General features: G+C 71.9%; 14 protein-coding genes. 9 read left to right on the top strand and 5 right to left on the bottom strand.

Translation table 11 applies throughout. From position 1 onward, the window contains the following. Window positions 1-76: 76 nt before the first annotated feature. From J7I97_RS22330 to J7I97_RS22320, 3 genes are read left to right on the top strand one after another with little or no spacing between them, the layout of a single operon-like run. Entirely contained in the window at window positions 77-958 is an 882-nt protein-coding gene (locus tag J7I97_RS22330; protein ID WP_214937634.1) for an alkaline phosphatase family protein, read from the top strand. 2 nt (window positions 959-960) lie between these two features. Then, window positions 961-2232 (top strand): MFS transporter, encoded by a 1272-nt coding sequence (locus J7I97_RS22325; protein ID WP_214937632.1) that lies wholly within the window; start codon window positions 961-963, stop codon window positions 2230-2232. A gap of 25 nt (window positions 2233-2257) precedes the next feature. After that, entirely contained in the window at window positions 2258-3286 is a 1029-nt protein-coding gene (locus tag J7I97_RS22320) for a hypothetical protein (RefSeq protein ID WP_214937630.1), read from the top strand. A gap of 36 nt (window positions 3287-3322) precedes the next feature. Here J7I97_RS22320 and J7I97_RS22315 read toward each other — a convergent pair whose 3' ends face one another. Then, a complete protein-coding gene (locus J7I97_RS22315; protein WP_214937628.1) occupies window positions 3323-4009 on the bottom strand; it encodes a GNAT family N-acetyltransferase in 687 nt (228 codons plus the stop codon). A gap of 140 nt (window positions 4010-4149) precedes the next feature. Between J7I97_RS22315 and J7I97_RS22310 the strand changes: the two genes are divergently transcribed. The 3 genes from J7I97_RS22310 to J7I97_RS22300 all read left to right on the top strand — a co-directional run bounded on the left by J7I97_RS22310 (window position 4150) and on the right by J7I97_RS22300 (window position 7049). Next, a complete protein-coding gene (locus J7I97_RS22310; RefSeq protein WP_214937626.1) occupies window positions 4150-4956 on the top strand; it encodes an alpha/beta fold hydrolase in 807 nt (268 codons plus the stop codon). Window positions 4957-5098: 142 nt separating this feature from the next. Next, window positions 5099-6337: an MFS transporter gene (locus J7I97_RS22305; RefSeq protein WP_214937624.1), complete on the top strand. Its 1239-nt coding sequence runs from the start codon at window positions 5099-5101 to the stop codon at window positions 6335-6337. A gap of 37 nt (window positions 6338-6374) precedes the next feature. Further along, the gene (locus J7I97_RS22300; RefSeq protein WP_214937623.1) at window positions 6375-7049 is read left to right on the top strand and encodes a (2Fe-2S)-binding protein; all 675 of its coding nucleotides are present in this window, start codon (window positions 6375-6377) and stop codon (window positions 7047-7049) included. Between the two features lie 133 nt (window positions 7050-7182). Here the strand turns inward: J7I97_RS22300 and J7I97_RS22295 are convergent, their stop codons facing one another. Next, entirely contained in the window at window positions 7183-8949 is a 1767-nt protein-coding gene (locus tag J7I97_RS22295; RefSeq protein WP_214937816.1) for a S8 family serine peptidase, read from the bottom strand. Window positions 8950-9279: 330 nt separating this feature from the next. After that, window positions 9280-10653 (bottom strand): cation:dicarboxylate symporter family transporter, encoded by a 1374-nt coding sequence (locus J7I97_RS22290; RefSeq protein WP_214937621.1) that lies wholly within the window; start codon window positions 10651-10653, stop codon window positions 9280-9282. A 105-nt stretch (window positions 10654-10758) separates the two neighbouring features. Between J7I97_RS22290 and J7I97_RS22285 the strand changes: the two genes are divergently transcribed. Together J7I97_RS22285 and J7I97_RS22280 are read left to right on the top strand one after the other, a co-directional pair. Then, the gene (locus J7I97_RS22285) at window positions 10759-12405 is read left to right on the top strand and encodes a sensor histidine kinase (RefSeq protein WP_214937618.1); all 1647 of its coding nucleotides are present in this window, start codon (window positions 10759-10761) and stop codon (window positions 12403-12405) included. Continuing rightward, on the top strand, window positions 12402-13109 hold the full coding sequence (locus tag J7I97_RS22280) for a response regulator (RefSeq protein WP_214937616.1): 708 nt from the start codon (window positions 12402-12404) through the stop codon (window positions 13107-13109). Before J7I97_RS22285 ends, J7I97_RS22280 begins: the two co-directional genes overlap by 4 nt. Here the strand turns inward: J7I97_RS22280 and J7I97_RS22275 are convergent. Both J7I97_RS22275 and J7I97_RS22270 read right to left on the bottom strand, forming a co-directional pair. Then, window positions 13061-13912, bottom strand: a complete 852-nt coding sequence (locus J7I97_RS22275; RefSeq protein ID WP_214937614.1) for a tyrosinase family protein — start codon at window positions 13910-13912, stop codon at window positions 13061-13063. The genes J7I97_RS22280 and J7I97_RS22275 overlap by 49 nt on opposite strands. Next, complete coding sequence (locus J7I97_RS22270) at window positions 13909-14334, bottom strand: tyrosinase family oxidase copper chaperone (protein WP_214937612.1); 426 nt, start codon at window positions 14332-14334, stop codon at window positions 13909-13911. The genes J7I97_RS22275 and J7I97_RS22270 overlap by 4 nt, the downstream gene beginning before the upstream one ends. 257 nt (window positions 14335-14591) lie before the next feature. On the opposite strand from J7I97_RS22270, the gene J7I97_RS22265 reads away from it, so the two are divergent. Further along, complete coding sequence (locus tag J7I97_RS22265) at window positions 14592-15983, top strand: glutamate decarboxylase (protein ID WP_214937610.1); 1392 nt, start codon at window positions 14592-14594, stop codon at window positions 15981-15983. Window positions 15984-15996: the final 13 nt, after the last annotated feature.

The raw sequence follows: 15996 nt of genomic DNA, 5'->3' as shown, positions 1-15996 counted from the left end.
ATGCAGATGCCGCTGGATATGGTGCGTCCGCGCCGCCGCCCCCACCCCCTGCCCGGAGGTAACTTCCGTGTTCGGCATGCCGCTTTCCCGGTCCCGCCGCAAGACCGCCCTCGCCGCCGCTTTCGGCGTCACCGTCGCCGGGGCCGCTCTGTGGGCCGGCATCGGTGCCGCCCAGCCCGCACACGCGGCCACCCTGCCCGCGCCCGACCACACCGTCGTCGTGGTCTTCGAGAACCACGCCTACAGCCAAGTCATCGGCAGCTCCAGCGCCCCGTACATCAACTCCCTCAAGAGCGGGGGAGCCAACCTCACCAACTCCTACGGCATCACCCACCCGAGCCAGCCCAACTACCTCCAGCTCTTCTCGGGCTCCAACCAGGGCGTCACCGACGACAGCTGCTACACGCCCGGCTCCCGCTCCACCGCCAACCTGGCCTCGGAGCTCATAGCCGCCGGCAAGACCTGGGCCAGCTACAACGAGGGCCTGCCGAGCCAGGGCTCCACGACCTGCAGCAGCGGCAAGTACGCCCGCAAGCACAACCCGTGGTTCGCGTTCTCCAACGTGCCCACCAGCACCGCCAAGACCATGAGCCAGTTCCCGACGGACTTCACCACCCTGCCCAAGGTGTCCTTCGTCGTCCCGGACCTGTGCAACGACATGCACGACTGCTCCGTCGGCACCGGCGACACCTGGCTCAAGAACAACCTCAAGGCTTACGCGGACTGGGCCAAGACCCACAACAGCCTGCTCGTCGTCACCTTCGACGAGGACAACCGGCTCGCCGGCAACAAGATCCCGACCGTGCTCTACGGCCAGCCCGTGACCCCGGGCTCCACGTCGAGCACCACCTACAACCACTACGACATGCTGCGCACCCTGGAGGACCTGTCCGGCCTGAGCACCCACGCCGGGAACGCGGCCACCGCCCAGGACATCACGGGGATCTGGACTTCCTGACCATGTACGTTGCGGACAGTCGCGGTACCCCCGCGCCCGCCGTGACCCCCGAGCCGTCGGCCGTCGCCCCGGGCACCAGCCCGGGGCGGCGCGCCGCGCTCGCCCCCACGGTGCTCGCCCTCGGCACGGTCAGCCTGATCACCGACGTCTCCTCGGAGATGGTCACCGCCGTGCTCCCGCTCTACCTCGTCGCCGGACTCGGGCTCTCCCCGCTCGGCTTCGGCCTGCTCGACGGCCTCTACAACGGCGTCAGCGCCCTGGTCCGCCTGACCGGCGGCCACCTCGGCGACCGTTTCGGCCGCCACAAGGCCCTCGCCGGAACCGGATACGGCCTCTCCGCCCTGTGCAAGCCGCTGCTGCTGCTCGCGCACACCCTGCCCGCCATCGGCGCCGTGCTCGCCCTCGACCGCACCGGCAAGGGCCTGCGTACCGCCCCGCGCGACGCGCTGATCTCCCTCGCCGCCGCCCCCGAGGATCGCGGCCGGGCCTTCGGCGTGCACCGGGCCATGGACACCGCGGGCGCGCTGATCGGGCCGATCCTCGCCTTCCTCATCCTGCGCGGCGCCGCCGACGGCTACGACGCCGTGTTCACCGTCAGCGCCTGCGTCGCGGTGCTCGGCGTGCTCGTGCTGGTGCTGTTCGTCCCGGGCCGCCGGACAGAGCCCGCCGCCCACGCGGAGCCGGTCTCCCTGAAGGCCTCCTTCGGGCTGCTGCGCCGCCGCGACCTGCGCCGGATCGGCCTGTGCGCGCTGCTGCTGGGCCTGTGCACCGTCAGCGACGGCTTCGTCTTCCTGCTGCTCCAGCGCGCCACCGGGATCAGCGACCGCTGGTTCGCGCTGCTTCCGCTCGGCACCGCCGCCGCGTTCTTCCTGCTCGCTCTGCCGCTCGGCCGGCTCGCCGACCGGATCGGCCGCTGGCGCGTCTTCCTCGGCGGCCACCTCGCGCTGCTCGCCGCATACGGACTCCTCCTCGCCGGCGGGCAGCACGGCCAGCATCCCGCGCTGCCGTACGCCGTGCTCCTGCTGCACGGCTCCTTCTACGCGGCCACCGACGGGGTGCTCATGGCCGCGGCCGCCGGAGCCGTCCCCGAGGAACACCGCGGCGGGGGCCTCGCCCTCGTCCAGACCGGCCAGTCCCTCGCCCGGTTCGCCGCCTCCCTCTGCTTCGGCGCCGCCTGGACCGTATGGGGCGCCCGCCCCGCGCTCGCCGGTGCCGCCGCGCTGCTGGCCGTGGCCGCCGCCGTCTGCGTCCGGCTGCGGCCCGCCGACGCCTGACCCCCACGTCCCCGAAAGGCCCCCCATGACCCTCCAACGCCGGATCCTGATCCTCGTCTCCGCCGTGGTGCTGCTCGCCGCGGTGGGGGTGCTCGCCGTCGTGCGGGCCTCCTCGCGGGCCGATGAGAAGAACCAGGCCCAGGCCGGCGGCCCGCGGATCACCCGGGGAGAGCTGTCGCTGGCCCCCGGCGAGGGCGGCCGGCGGATCGTGTTCCGGAACATGGCCTGGGGGCCGCACCGCGACGAGCTCGCCACCGTCCCGGCCGACGCGCCCGAAGGGCCCCGCACCGCTTCCGGGGTCAGCTGCCTGCGCTTCCACTCCGCCGCGGGCACCGGGATCTGCCTCCGGGCCGACAAGGGCGGGGTCCAGGACGGCTACCGGGCCGTCGTGCTCGACGCCCACCTCAAGGAGCTCTCCACCCACCCCCTGGCCGGCATCCCCACCCGCGCCCGGGTCTCGCCCGGCGGACACCTCGCCGCCTGGACGGTGTTCGTCGGCGGGGATTCGTATGCCGGTACGAACTTCTCCACCCGGACCTCACTGCTCGACCTGCGCACCGGGAAGCTCGACGCCTCGCTGGAGGACTTCGCCATCCGCAAGGACGGCAAGACGTACCGCAATGCCGACGTGAACTTCTGGGGCGTGACCTTCACCGCCGACGAGCGGACGTTCTACGCCACGCTCGCGACCGGCGGCCGGACGTACCTGGTGCGCGGCGACCTGGCCGAGCGCACGGTGACCACCCTGCGCGAGAACCTGGAATGCCCCTCGCTGTCACCCGACGGGACCCGGCTGGTGTTCAAGAAGCGGGTGGAGGGCGCCCCGGCGGAGGCGCCCTGGCGGCTGTACGCACTGGACCTGGCCTCCATGAAGGAGACCCCGCTCGCCGAGGAGCGCAGCGTGGACGACCAGGTGGTGTGGCTCGACGACAAGACCGTCGCCTACTCCCTGCCGGGTGACTTCGGCGCCGACCTGTACACCGTGCCGGCCGACGGGAGCGGCGCGCCGGCCCGGCTGATGGCGTCGGCGCTCGCCCCGGCCGTCCTCGGATGAACCCGGGAGGGCCGGGGCGGAGCCGCCGCAGGACTGTTACGCCGGAATGAGCGTCTTGCGCCGGCGCTTGCGCTGAGCGGTGGGCGACAGCCGCAGCTCGATAATTGACCGCACGGTCGGCCACTCCTCGTCGAGGATCGAGTAGAAGGCCGTACTGCGCACCGCGCCGTCCAGCCCCCGCGAATGCGCCCGGCGGACTCCCTCACAGGTGAAGCCCAGCCGCTCCATCGCCGCCCGCGAGCGACCGTTGCGGGCGTCCGCGCGCAGCGAGATGCGCCGGACGCCCCAGGTTTCGAAGGCATGGCGGAGCATAAGCAGCTTCGCCTCGGTGTTGATGCCCGTGCCCTGGGCGCCCGGGGACAGCCAGGTATTGCCGATCTCGGCGGCATCGGGGATCGCCGTCGCCGGATCGCCGAACGGGACGCCCGGCACGGCGGGCCACACCAGAGGCCCCTGCCAGTAGTCGAGTTCCAGGAACCGGGTCGAACCGACGACCCGCCCGTCGGTGGCTCTGACCACCGCGAACGGGAGCGATCGACCCGCTGCCTGATCGGCGAGGGCACGGTCGATGTACTCGTGAGACGCCTGCACCCCATGGGGCACGGGAGTGAAGGCGTAAGTCGTACGATCCTCGGCCCCGGCCATGGCCAAGGCCTCGGTGTGGTGGGGGGCGAGGGGCTCGAGCCGCACGGAGCGGCCGGCGAGGAGTACGGGTACGGGCACGGAGCCTTCGGTCCTTCTGGGCGGTGGGGTGGTTGCACAGTCTGCGTCCCTGACGTCGCCCCCCGTGCAAAACACGGGTGAAAGGCAACGGGCTGTCACGTGAACGCGAGTGGCTCAATGTAGCCCCTTAAAGTCCTCTCATGAACCCCCTGAATGACAATGGCGCGGCACTCTTTTTCGACGACTTGGGTCCCCGCGGCGGAGCGCCCGTAATCCTCATCCACGGGCATCCCTTCAACCGGACCATGTGGGCCCCCCAAGCGGCCGCGCTGACGGCCTCCGGCTACCGGGTCATCACCCCTGACCTGCGCGGATACGGAGAAAGCCCGGTGCTGGCGGGCAAGGCCCTGCTCGCCGAACTCGCGGACGACCTCGTCGCCCTGCTCGACCGCCTGGGGATCGAACAAGCGGTCGTCGGCGGAGTGTCCATGGGCGGGCAGATCGCGATGGAGGTCTGGTTGCGCCACCCGGGTCGGGTACGGGCCCTCGTGCTCTCCGACACCTCCCCGGTGCCGGAGACCGAGGACGGCAGGAAGCTCCGCCGGGAGGTCGCCGAACGGCTGATCGCGGAAGGCATGGGACCTTACGCCGAAGAGGTCATCGACAAGATGCTGGCGCCCTACAACGTGACCGGGATGCCCGAGGCCGCAGCGCACGTCAGCGCCATGATGCGCGCGACCGACCCGCAGGGCGCGGCCGCCGCCCTGCGGGGGCGGGCCGAGCGCCCGGACTACCGGCCCGCGCTCGGCGCGCTCCCGGAGACCGTCCCCTGCCTGGTGCTGGTCGGCGTGGACGACGTCTACACCCCGGTCGCCGACGCCGAGGCCCTGCACGCGCTGATCCCGCACTCACGGCTCACCGTGATCGACCGGGCCGGCCACCTGCCGGGCGTGGAGCAGCCACAGGCCTTCAACGAGGCGCTGCTGGAGTTCCTCGGCACTCTCTGAGCCTCCCTGGGCGTCTCCGAGCGTCTCCGAGCCTGCTTGAGCGCCGTCGCCTGTCGTTTCCGGTGGGCGGCGGCAAGTGGCCCGCCGGACAGATGCCCCATTGGCCCGGTCCAGCGGGCCACCGCGCTGGTCCAATGGTCCGGTGACGATACGGATCCTGCCCCCGCCCGGAGCGCCGCGCCGACTGGCCGCCGCCCAGTTGAGCAATTCCGTCGGCGACGGCGCCTACTACGTGTGTTCGGCGCTCTACTTCACCCGGGTGGTCGGTCTCTCGCCCGCCCAGATCGGCCTCGGCCTGACCGTCGCGTGGGCGGTCGGCTCGGTCGCGGGCGTACCGCTGGGGGCGCTCGCCGACCGGCGCGGGCCGCGCGGCGCCTCCGTGCTGCTGGCCCTGGCCACCGCCGGCTCGGTGGGTTCCTTCCTCTTCATCCGGTCCTTCTGGGGCTTCCTGGCAGCCGTCGTCGTCTACGCCACCGCCCAGTGCGGGCTCGCGGCCGCCCGGCAGGCGCTGCTCGCCGCTCTCGTGACCCCGGACGAGCGCACCGGGGTTCTGGCACACCTCCAGGCCGTTCTCAACGCGGGGCTGGCGCTGGGGGCGGGGCTCGGCGGGCTCGCGCTCGGCGCCGGCACCGAGCGGGCCTACCTCGCGGTGTTCGGACTCGACGCGGTGAGCTTCCTGATCTGCGCCGCCGTACTGCTGCGGCTGCCCGCCGTGGCGCCGGCGGCGGAGCGGGCGGCGGGGGAGCCCCGGCTGGCGGTGCTCCGGGACCGGCCGTACGCGCTGGTCACCCTGCTGAACGCGGTCCTGTTGCTGCGGATGCCGCTGCTGAGCCTCGCGATTCCGCTGTGGATCGTGGAGCGCACCAGCGCCCCGGGCTGGCTGGTGTCGGCGCTGTTCGTGCTCAACACCCTCGTCGTGATGCTGTTCCAGGTGCGGATGGCCCGGCCGGTGACCGACCTGGACAGCGCCCGGCGCGCGGTGCGGCTGTCGGGGCTGGTCATGGCCGCCTCCTGCGCGGTGTTCGCCGCCTCCGCGCTGCCCGCCGCCGGGTGGGCCGCGGGATCGCTGCTCGTGGCGGGCGCGCTGCTCCAGGTGGATGCCGAGATGCGGCAGTCGGCGGGGTCCTGGCAGATCGGCTTCGCGCTGGCTCCCGCCGACCGGATCGGCCAGTACCAGGGCTTCTTCGGCACCGGCGTACCCGTCGCCCGGACCCTGGGGCCGCTGCTGCTGACCTCGCTGCTCCTGGTGTGGGGGCTCCCAGGCTGGCTGCTCCTCGGCGGCCTGCTGCTGGGCGCCTCGTACGCGATGGGCCCGGCGGTACGCCGGGCCGGGGCTGTTCACCGGCGAAGCGAGCCTGCGGGGGCCGTCGTACGGTCTTGAGGCGGGGCGGCGGCCGGGGCCTGAGATCATCCGGGGCATGGACATCGATGACGTACTGCGCCGACTCGCCGCCATCGGGCCGTTCTTCACCGTGCCGTACGGGAAGGAGCCGCCCGGGCCGGACTTCCTGCCGCTCGGCGAGCTGTACGGGGAGCACCTCGGGCCCTACGTCACCGAGGTGGGGCGGCGGATCGGGAGCGGGCCGGGCAGGGTGGCGGCGTCCACCGCGCAGTTGGGGATCGCCTCGCGGCTGTGGTCGCTCGGGCTGGGCTGCGCCGCGCTGGCCGGGCGGGTCCCGGACCTCGGCGTCGACCGGGTGTGGTGGCGGCTGCCCGAGGCGGGGTCGCTGGAGCTGTGGCTGCCCGAGCCGGAGGCGCTGCCCGCCGGCGCCCTCGGGGAGAACGTGCTGCGGAACCTCGGGGTCCTGGACGCGGGGCTGCGGGCCCGGTTCGGGGTCTCGCCGAAGGTACTGCGCGGGAACACCGCGTCCGGGCTGGCCGGGGCGCTGCGGGTGCTGATCGACCGGGTTCCGGCGGAGGTCGCCGTGTCCCTCGCCGCGGGCCTGCTGGCAGACGGCGGACCCCTCGGCGGGACCGGGACCTTCATCCACGAAGAGGGGCTCGGGGTGGCCTTCGTACGGCGCAGCTGCTGTCTGTACTACAAGGTGCCCGGCGGCGGCCTCTGCGGGGACTGCGTGCTGCGGACCAGGTAGACGCGCGGACGCGCGGCGCTCCGCTCGCGTCGCGAGTACGTGAAGACGGTCGCGAGTACGTGAAGACGACGGAGGCCATCGGGGAGCAGTTGCACTGCTCCCCGATGGCCCTTGCGGCGCTGATGGCGGCTGACTAGAAGGTCAGGTTCCAGGCGTCGATCTTGCCGGTGTCCGCACTGGCGTTGTCGTTCACGCGGAGCTTCCAGACACCGTTGGCGACCTCCGAGGAGGCGTCCACGGTGAAGGTCTGGATGATGTTGTCCGTGCTGCCGCCGGCCCGGTTGTGCACGGTGTACACCGTGCCGTCGGGGGCCACCAGGTCGACCTTCAGGTCACCGATGTAGGTGTGCTTGATGTCCACGCCCACCTTGAGGGTGGCCGGCGCGTTGCCGGTCACTCCGCTGACGGTGATCGGGCTCTCCACGGTGGCGTTGTCGTTGATCGCGAAGTCGCCGAGGTTCTCGAAGTACTTGCCGGCGGGCGGGGTGGACCCGACCGCCTTCAGTGCGTCGACCTGGCCCTCACCGAAGAACGCGTTGTTGGCCGTGGTCCCGGTGCAGCGGCTGTCCGACGGGCAGGCGATGTCGTTGGCCTGGGTGGCCAGCTTGTCGCGGAGCTGCGCCGGGGTGATGCCGGGGTTGGTGCTGGCGAGCAGCGCCGCGACGCCCACCACGTGCGGGGTGGCCATCGACGTACCGCTCTTGCTGCCGTACTTGCCGCCCGGCACGGTGGAGTAGACGTCGCTGCCCGGCGCGGCCACGTCGATGACGCCCTGGCCGAAGTTGGAGAACGAGGCCTTCGTGGTGCCGGTGCCGTTCGCCGCGACCGTGACCACGCCCGGGAGCTCGGTCGGGATGTCGAGGCAGGCGTTGGTGATGGTGCGGGTGGTCGGCGTCGAGTCGTTCGGGCTCGCGCTGTCGGTCGTCTTGTGGGCGAGGTCGTAGTTCTCGTTGCCCGCCGCGGCGACCTGGAGCGAACCCTTGCTCTCCGCGTACGCCTGGGCGCGCTTGACGCCCTCGATGATGGCGGCCTGGTCGACGTTGTCCGGGCAGTTGAACTGCCACGGGTCCGTGTAGTAGCTGTTGTTGGTGACCTTGAAGCCGTGGTCACCGGCCCACACGAAGCCGCAGATGGTGTTCTCCGCGAAGAAGAACGAGTTGCCCGGCTCGGCGACGCGGACCGCGGAGATCTTCACGCTCGGGGCCACACCGATGACGCCCTTGCCGTTCTTGGCGGCGGCGATGGTGCCCGCGACGTGGGTGCCGTGGCTGTCCACGTCCCGCCACGCGCCGGTACGGGTGTCCGCCTTGCCGTAGGCGCAGGAGACGGAGTCGGCGGCGTTGAAGTTCGGCGCCAGGTCCTGGTGCTGGTCGTCCATGCCGGTGTCCAGGATGCCGACCTTGACCGAGGAGGAGCCGGTGGTGACGGCCCAGGCCTGGTCGGCCTTGATCTGGCTCATGTCGGCACGGACGGGCTCGCCCGTCGGGGTCGTCGCCTGCGTCGGGTTGGCGGGCAGCGCCGGGTTGTAGGCATCGGCGGGGACGTCCGAGGTGCGGGTGGCGCCGACCTGCTGGACTCCGCTGACACCGCGCATGGTGGTGGCGAAGCTGCCGGAGGCGGAGTGGGCCACGATCACGCCGATGGAGTCGTAGTTCGAGAAGACCGTGCCGCCGTTGGCGGTGATGGCCGAACGGACCGCCGAGCTGTCACCGGGAGCGGTGATCACCAGGTAGGCGCGGGTGCCGGCGACCCAGGTCGCACTCTGGGAAGTCGGCGCCGCGGCCTTGGCCTTGGCGGGGGCGGACTGGACGGACGGCGCGGAAGGCGCGACGGGGGCCGTGCCGGCGAGCGCGGCGGGGGCCCCGAAGGTCAGTGCGGCGCCGACAGCGGCGGCCAGCACGAGGGTGCGTCGAGGTCGGCTGGATATGTGGGGTATCAATGCGTCCTCCGAAGACGGCCCGGCGGTGCGGGTGGCACCTACCGGGCCGTACGAAACGAGTGGTGGACGCAAGATGTCAGACCCGTGCCCCGGTATGGAAGTACCTTTTACAGCAGGACTGTTCTCGGAGCGGTGGCTGAAAATCGACTATCCGGATCGCCGTTCGACCCTGACGGCCGGCCGGAGGGCCGGAGGGCTTGATGGTCTGATGGCCGGACGCGCGGTCGAGGCCGACCGGGCTGGGCACCGTGGGGGCGAGCCCTGCCCGGTCGGCCACTGCGGGCGTACCGGTTACGCCGGTACGCCGTCCTTGGCGTCGGCCGACTGGCCGGGTACGGCGGGCGGCGCCTCGCCGGACTCCGGTCGCGCCCCGTGCGCGTCGTCGACCAGAGTGGTCTCGTCGAACGGCAGCCGGCCCGCGAAGACCTCGGCGGCCCGCTGGCGGTCGAACTCCTTCGTCCACGTCCCGATGAGGACCGTCGCGACCGCGTTGCCCGCGAAGTTCGTCAGCGCCCGGGCCTCGCTCATGAACCGGTCGATGCCCACGATCAGGCCGACCCCGTCCACCAGTTCCGGCCGGTGCGTCTGGAGACCGCCGGCGAGGGTGGCCAGTCCCGCGCCGGTCACCCCGGCCGCGCCCTTGGAGGCCACGATCATGAACAGCAGCAGCGAGATCTGCTCGCCCAGGGCGAGCGGCTTGTCCATCGCCTCCGCGACGAACAGCGAGGACATCGTCAGGTAGATCGCGGTCCCGTCCAGGTTGAACGAGTAGCCCGTCGGCACCGTGATGCCGACCACCGGCTTGGAGACCCCCAGGTGCTCCATCTTCGCGATCAGCCGCGGCAGCGCCGACTCCGAGGAGGAGGTGGACAGGATCAGCAGGAGCTCCCGGCCCAGGTAGCGCAGCAGGGCGAACACGCTGACTCCCGTACACACCCGGAGCAGGGTGCCCAGCACCACGAACACGAAGAGCAGGCAGGTCGTGTAGAAGCCGATCATGATGACGGCGAGGGACTTCAGCGCGTCGATCCCGGTCGCACCGACCACCGCCGCGATCGCGCCGAACGCGCCCACCGGGGCCGCCCACATGATCATCGCGAGGACCCGGAACACCAGCTTCTGCACATGCCCTATTCCGCGCAGCAGCGGCTCGCCCGCCGTGCCCATGGCCTGCAGGGCGAACCCGCACAGCAGGGCCACCAGCAGCGTCTGGAGCACCTGGCCGCCGGTGAAGGCCGAGACCAGCGTGGTCGGGATGATCCCCAGCAGGAAGTCCGGCGTGCTCTGCGCCCCGCCCGCCTTCGCCTGTGCCTCGCCCGCGTGGCGCGCGGCCTCGGTCAGGTGCAGCCCGCTGCCCGGGTCCAGCAGGTTCCCGACCAGCAGACCGATCGCGAGTGCCACCGTGGACATGACCATGAAGTAGCCGAGGGCGAGTCCGCCCACGGCGCCCACCTTGGCGGCCTTCCGGACGGACCCGATGCCCAGCACGATCGTGCAGAAGATCACGGGCGAGATCATCATTTTGATGAGGTTCACGAAGCCGGTGCCCAGCGGCTTGAGCTCCACGGCCACGCCGGGTGCGGCGAAGCCGACGGCGATGCCGAGGAGCACCGCGGCGATGACCGCGATGTAGAGATAGTGGGTCTTGTCGCGCTTGGCGGCCACGTCGCCTCCTGGTGGTGAATACGTTCCGGGAGACCATCACCCGCGGCTGTGACCCCGGTCACCCTTGCGTTCATTGAGTTCACGGCCGGGTGCACACTGAACGCCATGCTCCGTTTGCCCCGGCCGCCGCGCAGTCTCGCCGGCCAGCTGTTCGCCATGCAGGTCGTGCTGGTCGCCGTCGTCGTGGCCGGCTGCGCGGTCTTCGCGTACGTGACCGCCCGCGGCCAGGCCGAGGACGCCGCCCGGCGGCAGGCCGGGGCCGTCGCCCGCGCGGTCGCGGACTCGCCGTCCGTGCGGGAGGCGGTACGGGCATCCGCGCGCGGGACCGGTCCCGGAGCCGGCCCCTCAGTGGGCCCGTCAGTCGGTCCCGCAGTCGGCCCCTCGGCCGCCCTCCAGCCCTACGCGGAGCGCGTGCGCGTCGACTCGGGCGTGAACTTCGTGACGATCATGGCCCCGGACGGGCGGCGCTGGACCCATCCCGACCCGCGCCGCATCGGCGAGCCCTTCATGGGCAACACCGCCCCCGCCCTGCGCGGCGAGACCTTCAGCGAGACCTACACCGGCACCCTCGGCCCCTCCATTCGCGTGGTCACACCGCTGATGGACAACGGCCGGGTCATCGGGATGGTCAGTGCCGGCATCACCGTCCGCGCGATCAGCGCCCGGCTGGCCGAACAGCTTTCCGCCCTCGCCTGGGTCGCGGCGGGCGCCCTCGTACTCGGCGGAGTGGGCACGTACATCGTCAACGCCCGGCTGCGCCGCCACACCCACGGCATGAACGCCACCGAACTCAGCCGGATGTACGACTACCACCAGGCGGCCCTGCACGGGGTCCGCGAAGGGCTGCTGATGCTCGACGGCCAGCGCCGGATCACGCTGATCAACGACGCCGGGCGCGAACTCCTGGGCCTGGGCGAGGAGGTCAAGGGCCGCGGAGCCGCCGACTTGGGGCTGCCCGCGCCGCTCACCGGCGCCCTGCTCGCCGACCGGCCCCGGGTGGACGAGGTGCACCTGACCGCCGACCGGGTGCTGGTGGTCAACAGCTCACCCGTCGCGGGCGGCGGCCGCCGCGGCACCGTGGTGACCCTGCGCGACCACACCGAACTCCAGTCGCTGACCGGCGAGTTGGACCACGAGCGCGGATTCACCCAAGCTCTGCGCTCGCAGGCCCACGAGGCGGCCAACCGGCTGCACACCGTGGTCTCCCTGATCGAGCTCGGCCGCGCCCAGGAGGCGGTGGAGTTCGCCACCGCCGAGCTGGAGCTGGCCCAGGCGCTCACCGACGAGGTGGTCACCGCCGTCGGCGAGCCCGTGCTGGTGGCGCTGCTGCTGGGGAAGGCCGCCCAGGCGCACGAGCGGGGCGTGGAGCTGGTCGTCACCCCCGACAGCAGCGCCGTCGACGCGCGGACCGGGACTCCGCCGGCCCGGGATCTGGTCACGGTGCTCGGCAACCTCGTCGATAACGCCGTCGACGCGCTCACCGGGATCCCCGGGGCCAAGATCGCCGTCACCGTGCGCCCCGAGGGCGACGGGATGCTGATCCGCGTCGCCGACAACGGGCCGGGGCTGCCCGAGGGGGCGGATGTCTTCCGGCGCGGCTGGTCCGGCAAGGGCGAGGGGCGCGGGCTCGGCCTCGCGCTGGTGCGCCAGGTCGCCCAGCGGCACGGGGGCAGCGCGGACGCCGCCGAAGTGCCGGGCGGGGGAGCCGAGTTCACCGTACGGCTGCCGGCGTCGAGGGAGGCACACGCATGAGCACGCCCGAGGTGCGGGTCCTCGTCGTGGAGGACGACCCCGTCGCCGCCGACGCGCACGCCCTCTACGTCGGCCGGGTGCCCGGATTCACGGCCGTCGGCGCCGTCCACTCCCTCGCGGAGGCCACCCGGGTCCTGGAGCGGACCCGGGTCGACCTGCTGCTGCTCGACCTCACCCTGCCCGACGGGCACGGGCTGCGCTTCGCGCGCGGGCTACGGGCCGCCGGACACCCCGTCGACGTGATCGTGGTGACCTCGGCGCGTGACCTGGCCGTGGTCCGCGAGAGCGTCTCGCTGGGCGTGGTGCAGTACGTACTGAAGCCGTTCGCCTTCCCCACCCTGCGCGAACGGCTGCTGCGGTACGCCGAGTTCCGCGCGACGGCGGGAGAGGCGGCCGGGCAGGACGACGTGGACCGCGCCTTGGCCGCCCTGCGTGCGCCCCGCCCCGCCGAACTCCCCAAAGGCCTCAGCGCGCCGACCCTGGACCGGGTCGCCGCGCTGCTGCGCTCGGCCGCTCAGGGGCTGACCGCGGCCGGGGCGGCCGAGGCGGCCGGGATCTCCCGGATCACCGCCCGCCGGTACCTGGAGCACCTGGTGGACACCGGTCGCGCGGACCGCACCCCCCGGTACGGCCAGGTAGGCCGCCCCGAACTGCACTACCGCTGGCTGGCGGCGGCCGGCACCGGCTCGGTGTCGAAGGTGTAGAACTTGCGGTGGTCCAGCATGTCGGCCGGGGTCACGTCGTTCCACGGCCGCATGGTGTCCTTCAGGTCCACCACGTTCGGGGTGCCCGCCGCCGGCAGGTACGTGGACTGCGGGTGCCGGGCCTGCCACTCGGCCCACAGCTTGTCGATGTAGGCGTGGTGCATCCAGAACACCGGGTCGTTGGGGGAGACCCCGGTGGCCATCTGGCCGCCGACCCACACGTGGACCCGGTTGTGGAGGTTGGCGCCGCGCCAGCCCTCCAGGTGGTTGCGGAAGCCGTTCGAGGAGCTGTTCCAGGGCGCCATGTCGTAGACCGGCATGGCCAGTACGGCATCCACCTCGGCCTTGGTCGGCAGCTCGGCCACACCCGTGCCCAGCGCGCGGCGCAGGTACGGGCGCCCGTCCACCCGGACGGCTATCTCCCACTTGCCTGCCGCGTACGCGAACGGTCCGTCTAGGACCTGCCCGTCGCGGGCGCGGCCGGTGCCGCCGAGGAAATCGGCGGCCCAGAGGGAGGAGCGGGCGGTGCGGTCCGCGGTCCAGTCCCAGTACGGAAGCGAAACCTTCGCATCCACCTTCTGCAGCTCTGCCTCGAACTCCAGCAGAAACCGGCGGTGCCAGGGCAGGAAGGAGGGGGAGCGGTGGCCGACCCGGTCGCCCGAGTCGTTGTCGCTCATTATGAAGCCGTTGTGGGTGGTGACGAAGCGGTCGTATCTGCCGGTGCGCTTGAGTTCGAGCAGAGCGTTCGTGAAGGCGCGCTTCTCCTCGGGGGTGAGCGCGGCCTGGTTCTTGCGGACGGTCATGCCGCGCCTCCCATCGGCATCGACATCGACATCGGTGCGAACGGGGCGAGGGTGGCGCCCTGGAGCTCGCGGACCGCGGCGCGGGCGAGTGAGGCGGGATCGGCGAAGGTCTCGTAGTGGTTGACCACGCTGATCCAGGTGCCGTCGGCGTTGCGCATCACGTGCAGCTCGCGGCCGTCGATCAGGACGGTGGGCAGGCCGGCGCCGTGGTGGCCGCCGTGGTGGCCGCCGTGGTGGCCGCCGCCCGTGGCGGGCGTGATCTGGATGCGACGGCCCTGGTAGACCTCGTTGACGGTGCCGCCGGGTATGGAGGCGGCAGGGGTGGCGGCGTTCGCGACGTGGGCGGCGGCGCCGATGAGGCCGATGGCGCTGAGGGCGCCGACGCTGGTGCCTAAGGCCTGTCGGCGGGTGATCTTGTTCATGGCATGAAGAGGTATCAGGGCGCACCTGACCCTTGTTCTCTATCCGGACATCTGCCGATAAGTTGCCGGTAGAACCAAATTGGATGATCTTCCCGTCCGGACCAGCTCCAGTGGCTCGAACGGGAAGATCTGCGCAGATAAGCCTACTTCACGATAAATCCTGCGGCAGTCCCGGGTGTCTATGGAGAGGGTCACACCAGAGAGTCGGCCGGAACCTGAAGCCGGTTTCCTGGCGTTGTGTCACCTATATTCCCGATATGGCCCTGCATGAGACAAAGGACGCCCGTGCCCTCGACGCCGAGACGGACGTGTTCGCCTCCGCCCTGAGTGGCGAAGTCCTCCCCAAGTACCGGATGCCCGACGACCACTCGCCCTCCGGCGTGGTCTACGAGCTGCTCAGCAACGAACTACTCCTCGACGGCAACGCGGCCCAGAACCTCGCCACCTTCTGCACCACCTGGTCCGACGACGGCGTGCGCCGCCTGATGAACCTGTGCCTCGACAAGAACATGATCGACAAGGACGAGTACCCGCAGACGGCCGAGATCGAGGCCCGCTGCGTCAACATCCTGGCCGACCTGTGGAACGCCCCGGCCGGCGGCGCCGCCACCGGCTGCTCCACCACCGGATCCAGCGAGGCCGCCATGCTCGGCGGCCTCGCCCTCAAATGGCGCTGGCGCGAGCGCCGCCGGGCCCAGGGCCTCCCCGTCGACCGTCCCAACCTGGTGTGCGGGCCGGTGCAGATCTGCTGGGACAAGTTCGCCCGCTACTTCGACGTCGAGCTGCGCCAGGTCCCGCTGGAGCCCGGCGCCACCGGCCTGCGGCCCCATCAGCTCGCCGCGTACGTCGACGAGAACACCATCGGCGTCGTCGCCATCCTCGGCGTCACCTACACCTGCGACTACGAGCCGGTCGCCGGGATCTCCGCCGAACTCGACCGGATCCAGGCCGCACACGGCTGGGACGTCCCGATCCACGTGGACGGGGCCAGCGGCGGGTTCGTCGCCCCCTTCCTCCACCCCGATGTGGTGTGGGACTTCCGGCTGCCGCGCGTCGCCTCCGTCAACACCTCCGGGCACAAGTACGGGCTCGCCCCGCTCGGCGTCGGCTGGATCGTGTGGCGCACCGCCGAACTGCTGCCCGCCGACCTCGTCTTCAACGTGGACTACCTGGGCGGCGACATGCCCACCTTCGCCCTCAACTTCTCCCGCCCCGGCGGCGAGATCATCGCCCAGTACTACCTGTTCCTGCGCCTGGGCCGCGGCGGCTACCGGCGCGTCCAGCAGGCCTGCGCCGACACCGCCCAGTACCTGGCCGGGGAGATCGCCGCGATGGGGCCCTTCACCCTCCTCTACGACGGCCAGGGCGCGCTGCCCGCCGTCTCCTACACCCTCACCGACCCGGCCGGGGCCGGCTTCAGCCTCTACGACCTCTCCGACCGGCTGCGGATGCGCGGCTGGCAGGTGCCCTCGTACCCGCTGCCGGCCGACCGCGAGGACACGGTCATCCAGCGCGTCCTGGTCCGGCACGGCGTGACCCGCGATCAGATCGCCCTGCTGGTCTCCGACGTCCGGCGGGCCGTGCAGCACCTCACCGTCACGCCCCCGCCCGTGCCCGCCGCCGAGCCCCGGTCGGGCTTCCACCACTGACCGGTAAGGCTTC

The organism is Streptomyces sp. ISL-87 (assembly GCF_018614095.1).
Lineage (GTDB): Bacteria > Actinomycetota > Actinomycetes > Streptomycetales > Streptomycetaceae > Streptomyces.
This window is presented reverse-complemented; position numbering and strand designations above follow the sequence as displayed.

Excerpts from the sequence above, each read along its gene's own strand:
- J7I97_RS22325 (WP_214937632.1), top strand. The coding sequence starts at position 961 with ATGTACGTTGCGGACAGTCGCGGTACCCCCGCGCCCGCCGTGACCCCC.
- J7I97_RS22265 (WP_214937610.1), top strand. The coding sequence starts at position 14,592 with ATGGCCCTGCATGAGACAAAGGACGCCCGTGCCCTCGACGCCGAGACG.
- J7I97_RS22320 (WP_214937630.1), top strand. The coding sequence starts at position 2,258 with ATGACCCTCCAACGCCGGATCCTGATCCTCGTCTCCGCCGTGGTGCTG.
- J7I97_RS22300 (WP_214937623.1), top strand. The coding sequence starts at position 6,375 with ATGGACATCGATGACGTACTGCGCCGACTCGCCGCCATCGGGCCGTTC.
- J7I97_RS22270 (WP_214937612.1), bottom strand. The coding sequence starts at position 14,334 with ATGAACAAGATCACCCGCCGACAGGCCTTAGGCACCAGCGTCGGCGCC.
- J7I97_RS22280 (WP_214937616.1), top strand. The coding sequence starts at position 12,402 with ATGAGCACGCCCGAGGTGCGGGTCCTCGTCGTGGAGGACGACCCCGTC.
- J7I97_RS22285 (WP_214937618.1), top strand. The coding sequence starts at position 10,759 with ATGCTCCGTTTGCCCCGGCCGCCGCGCAGTCTCGCCGGCCAGCTGTTC.
- J7I97_RS22275 (WP_214937614.1), bottom strand. The coding sequence starts at position 13,912 with ATGACCGTCCGCAAGAACCAGGCCGCGCTCACCCCCGAGGAGAAGCGC.
- J7I97_RS22310 (WP_214937626.1), top strand. The coding sequence starts at position 4,150 with ATGAACCCCCTGAATGACAATGGCGCGGCACTCTTTTTCGACGACTTG.
- J7I97_RS22330 (WP_214937634.1), top strand. The coding sequence starts at position 77 with ATGCCGCTTTCCCGGTCCCGCCGCAAGACCGCCCTCGCCGCCGCTTTC.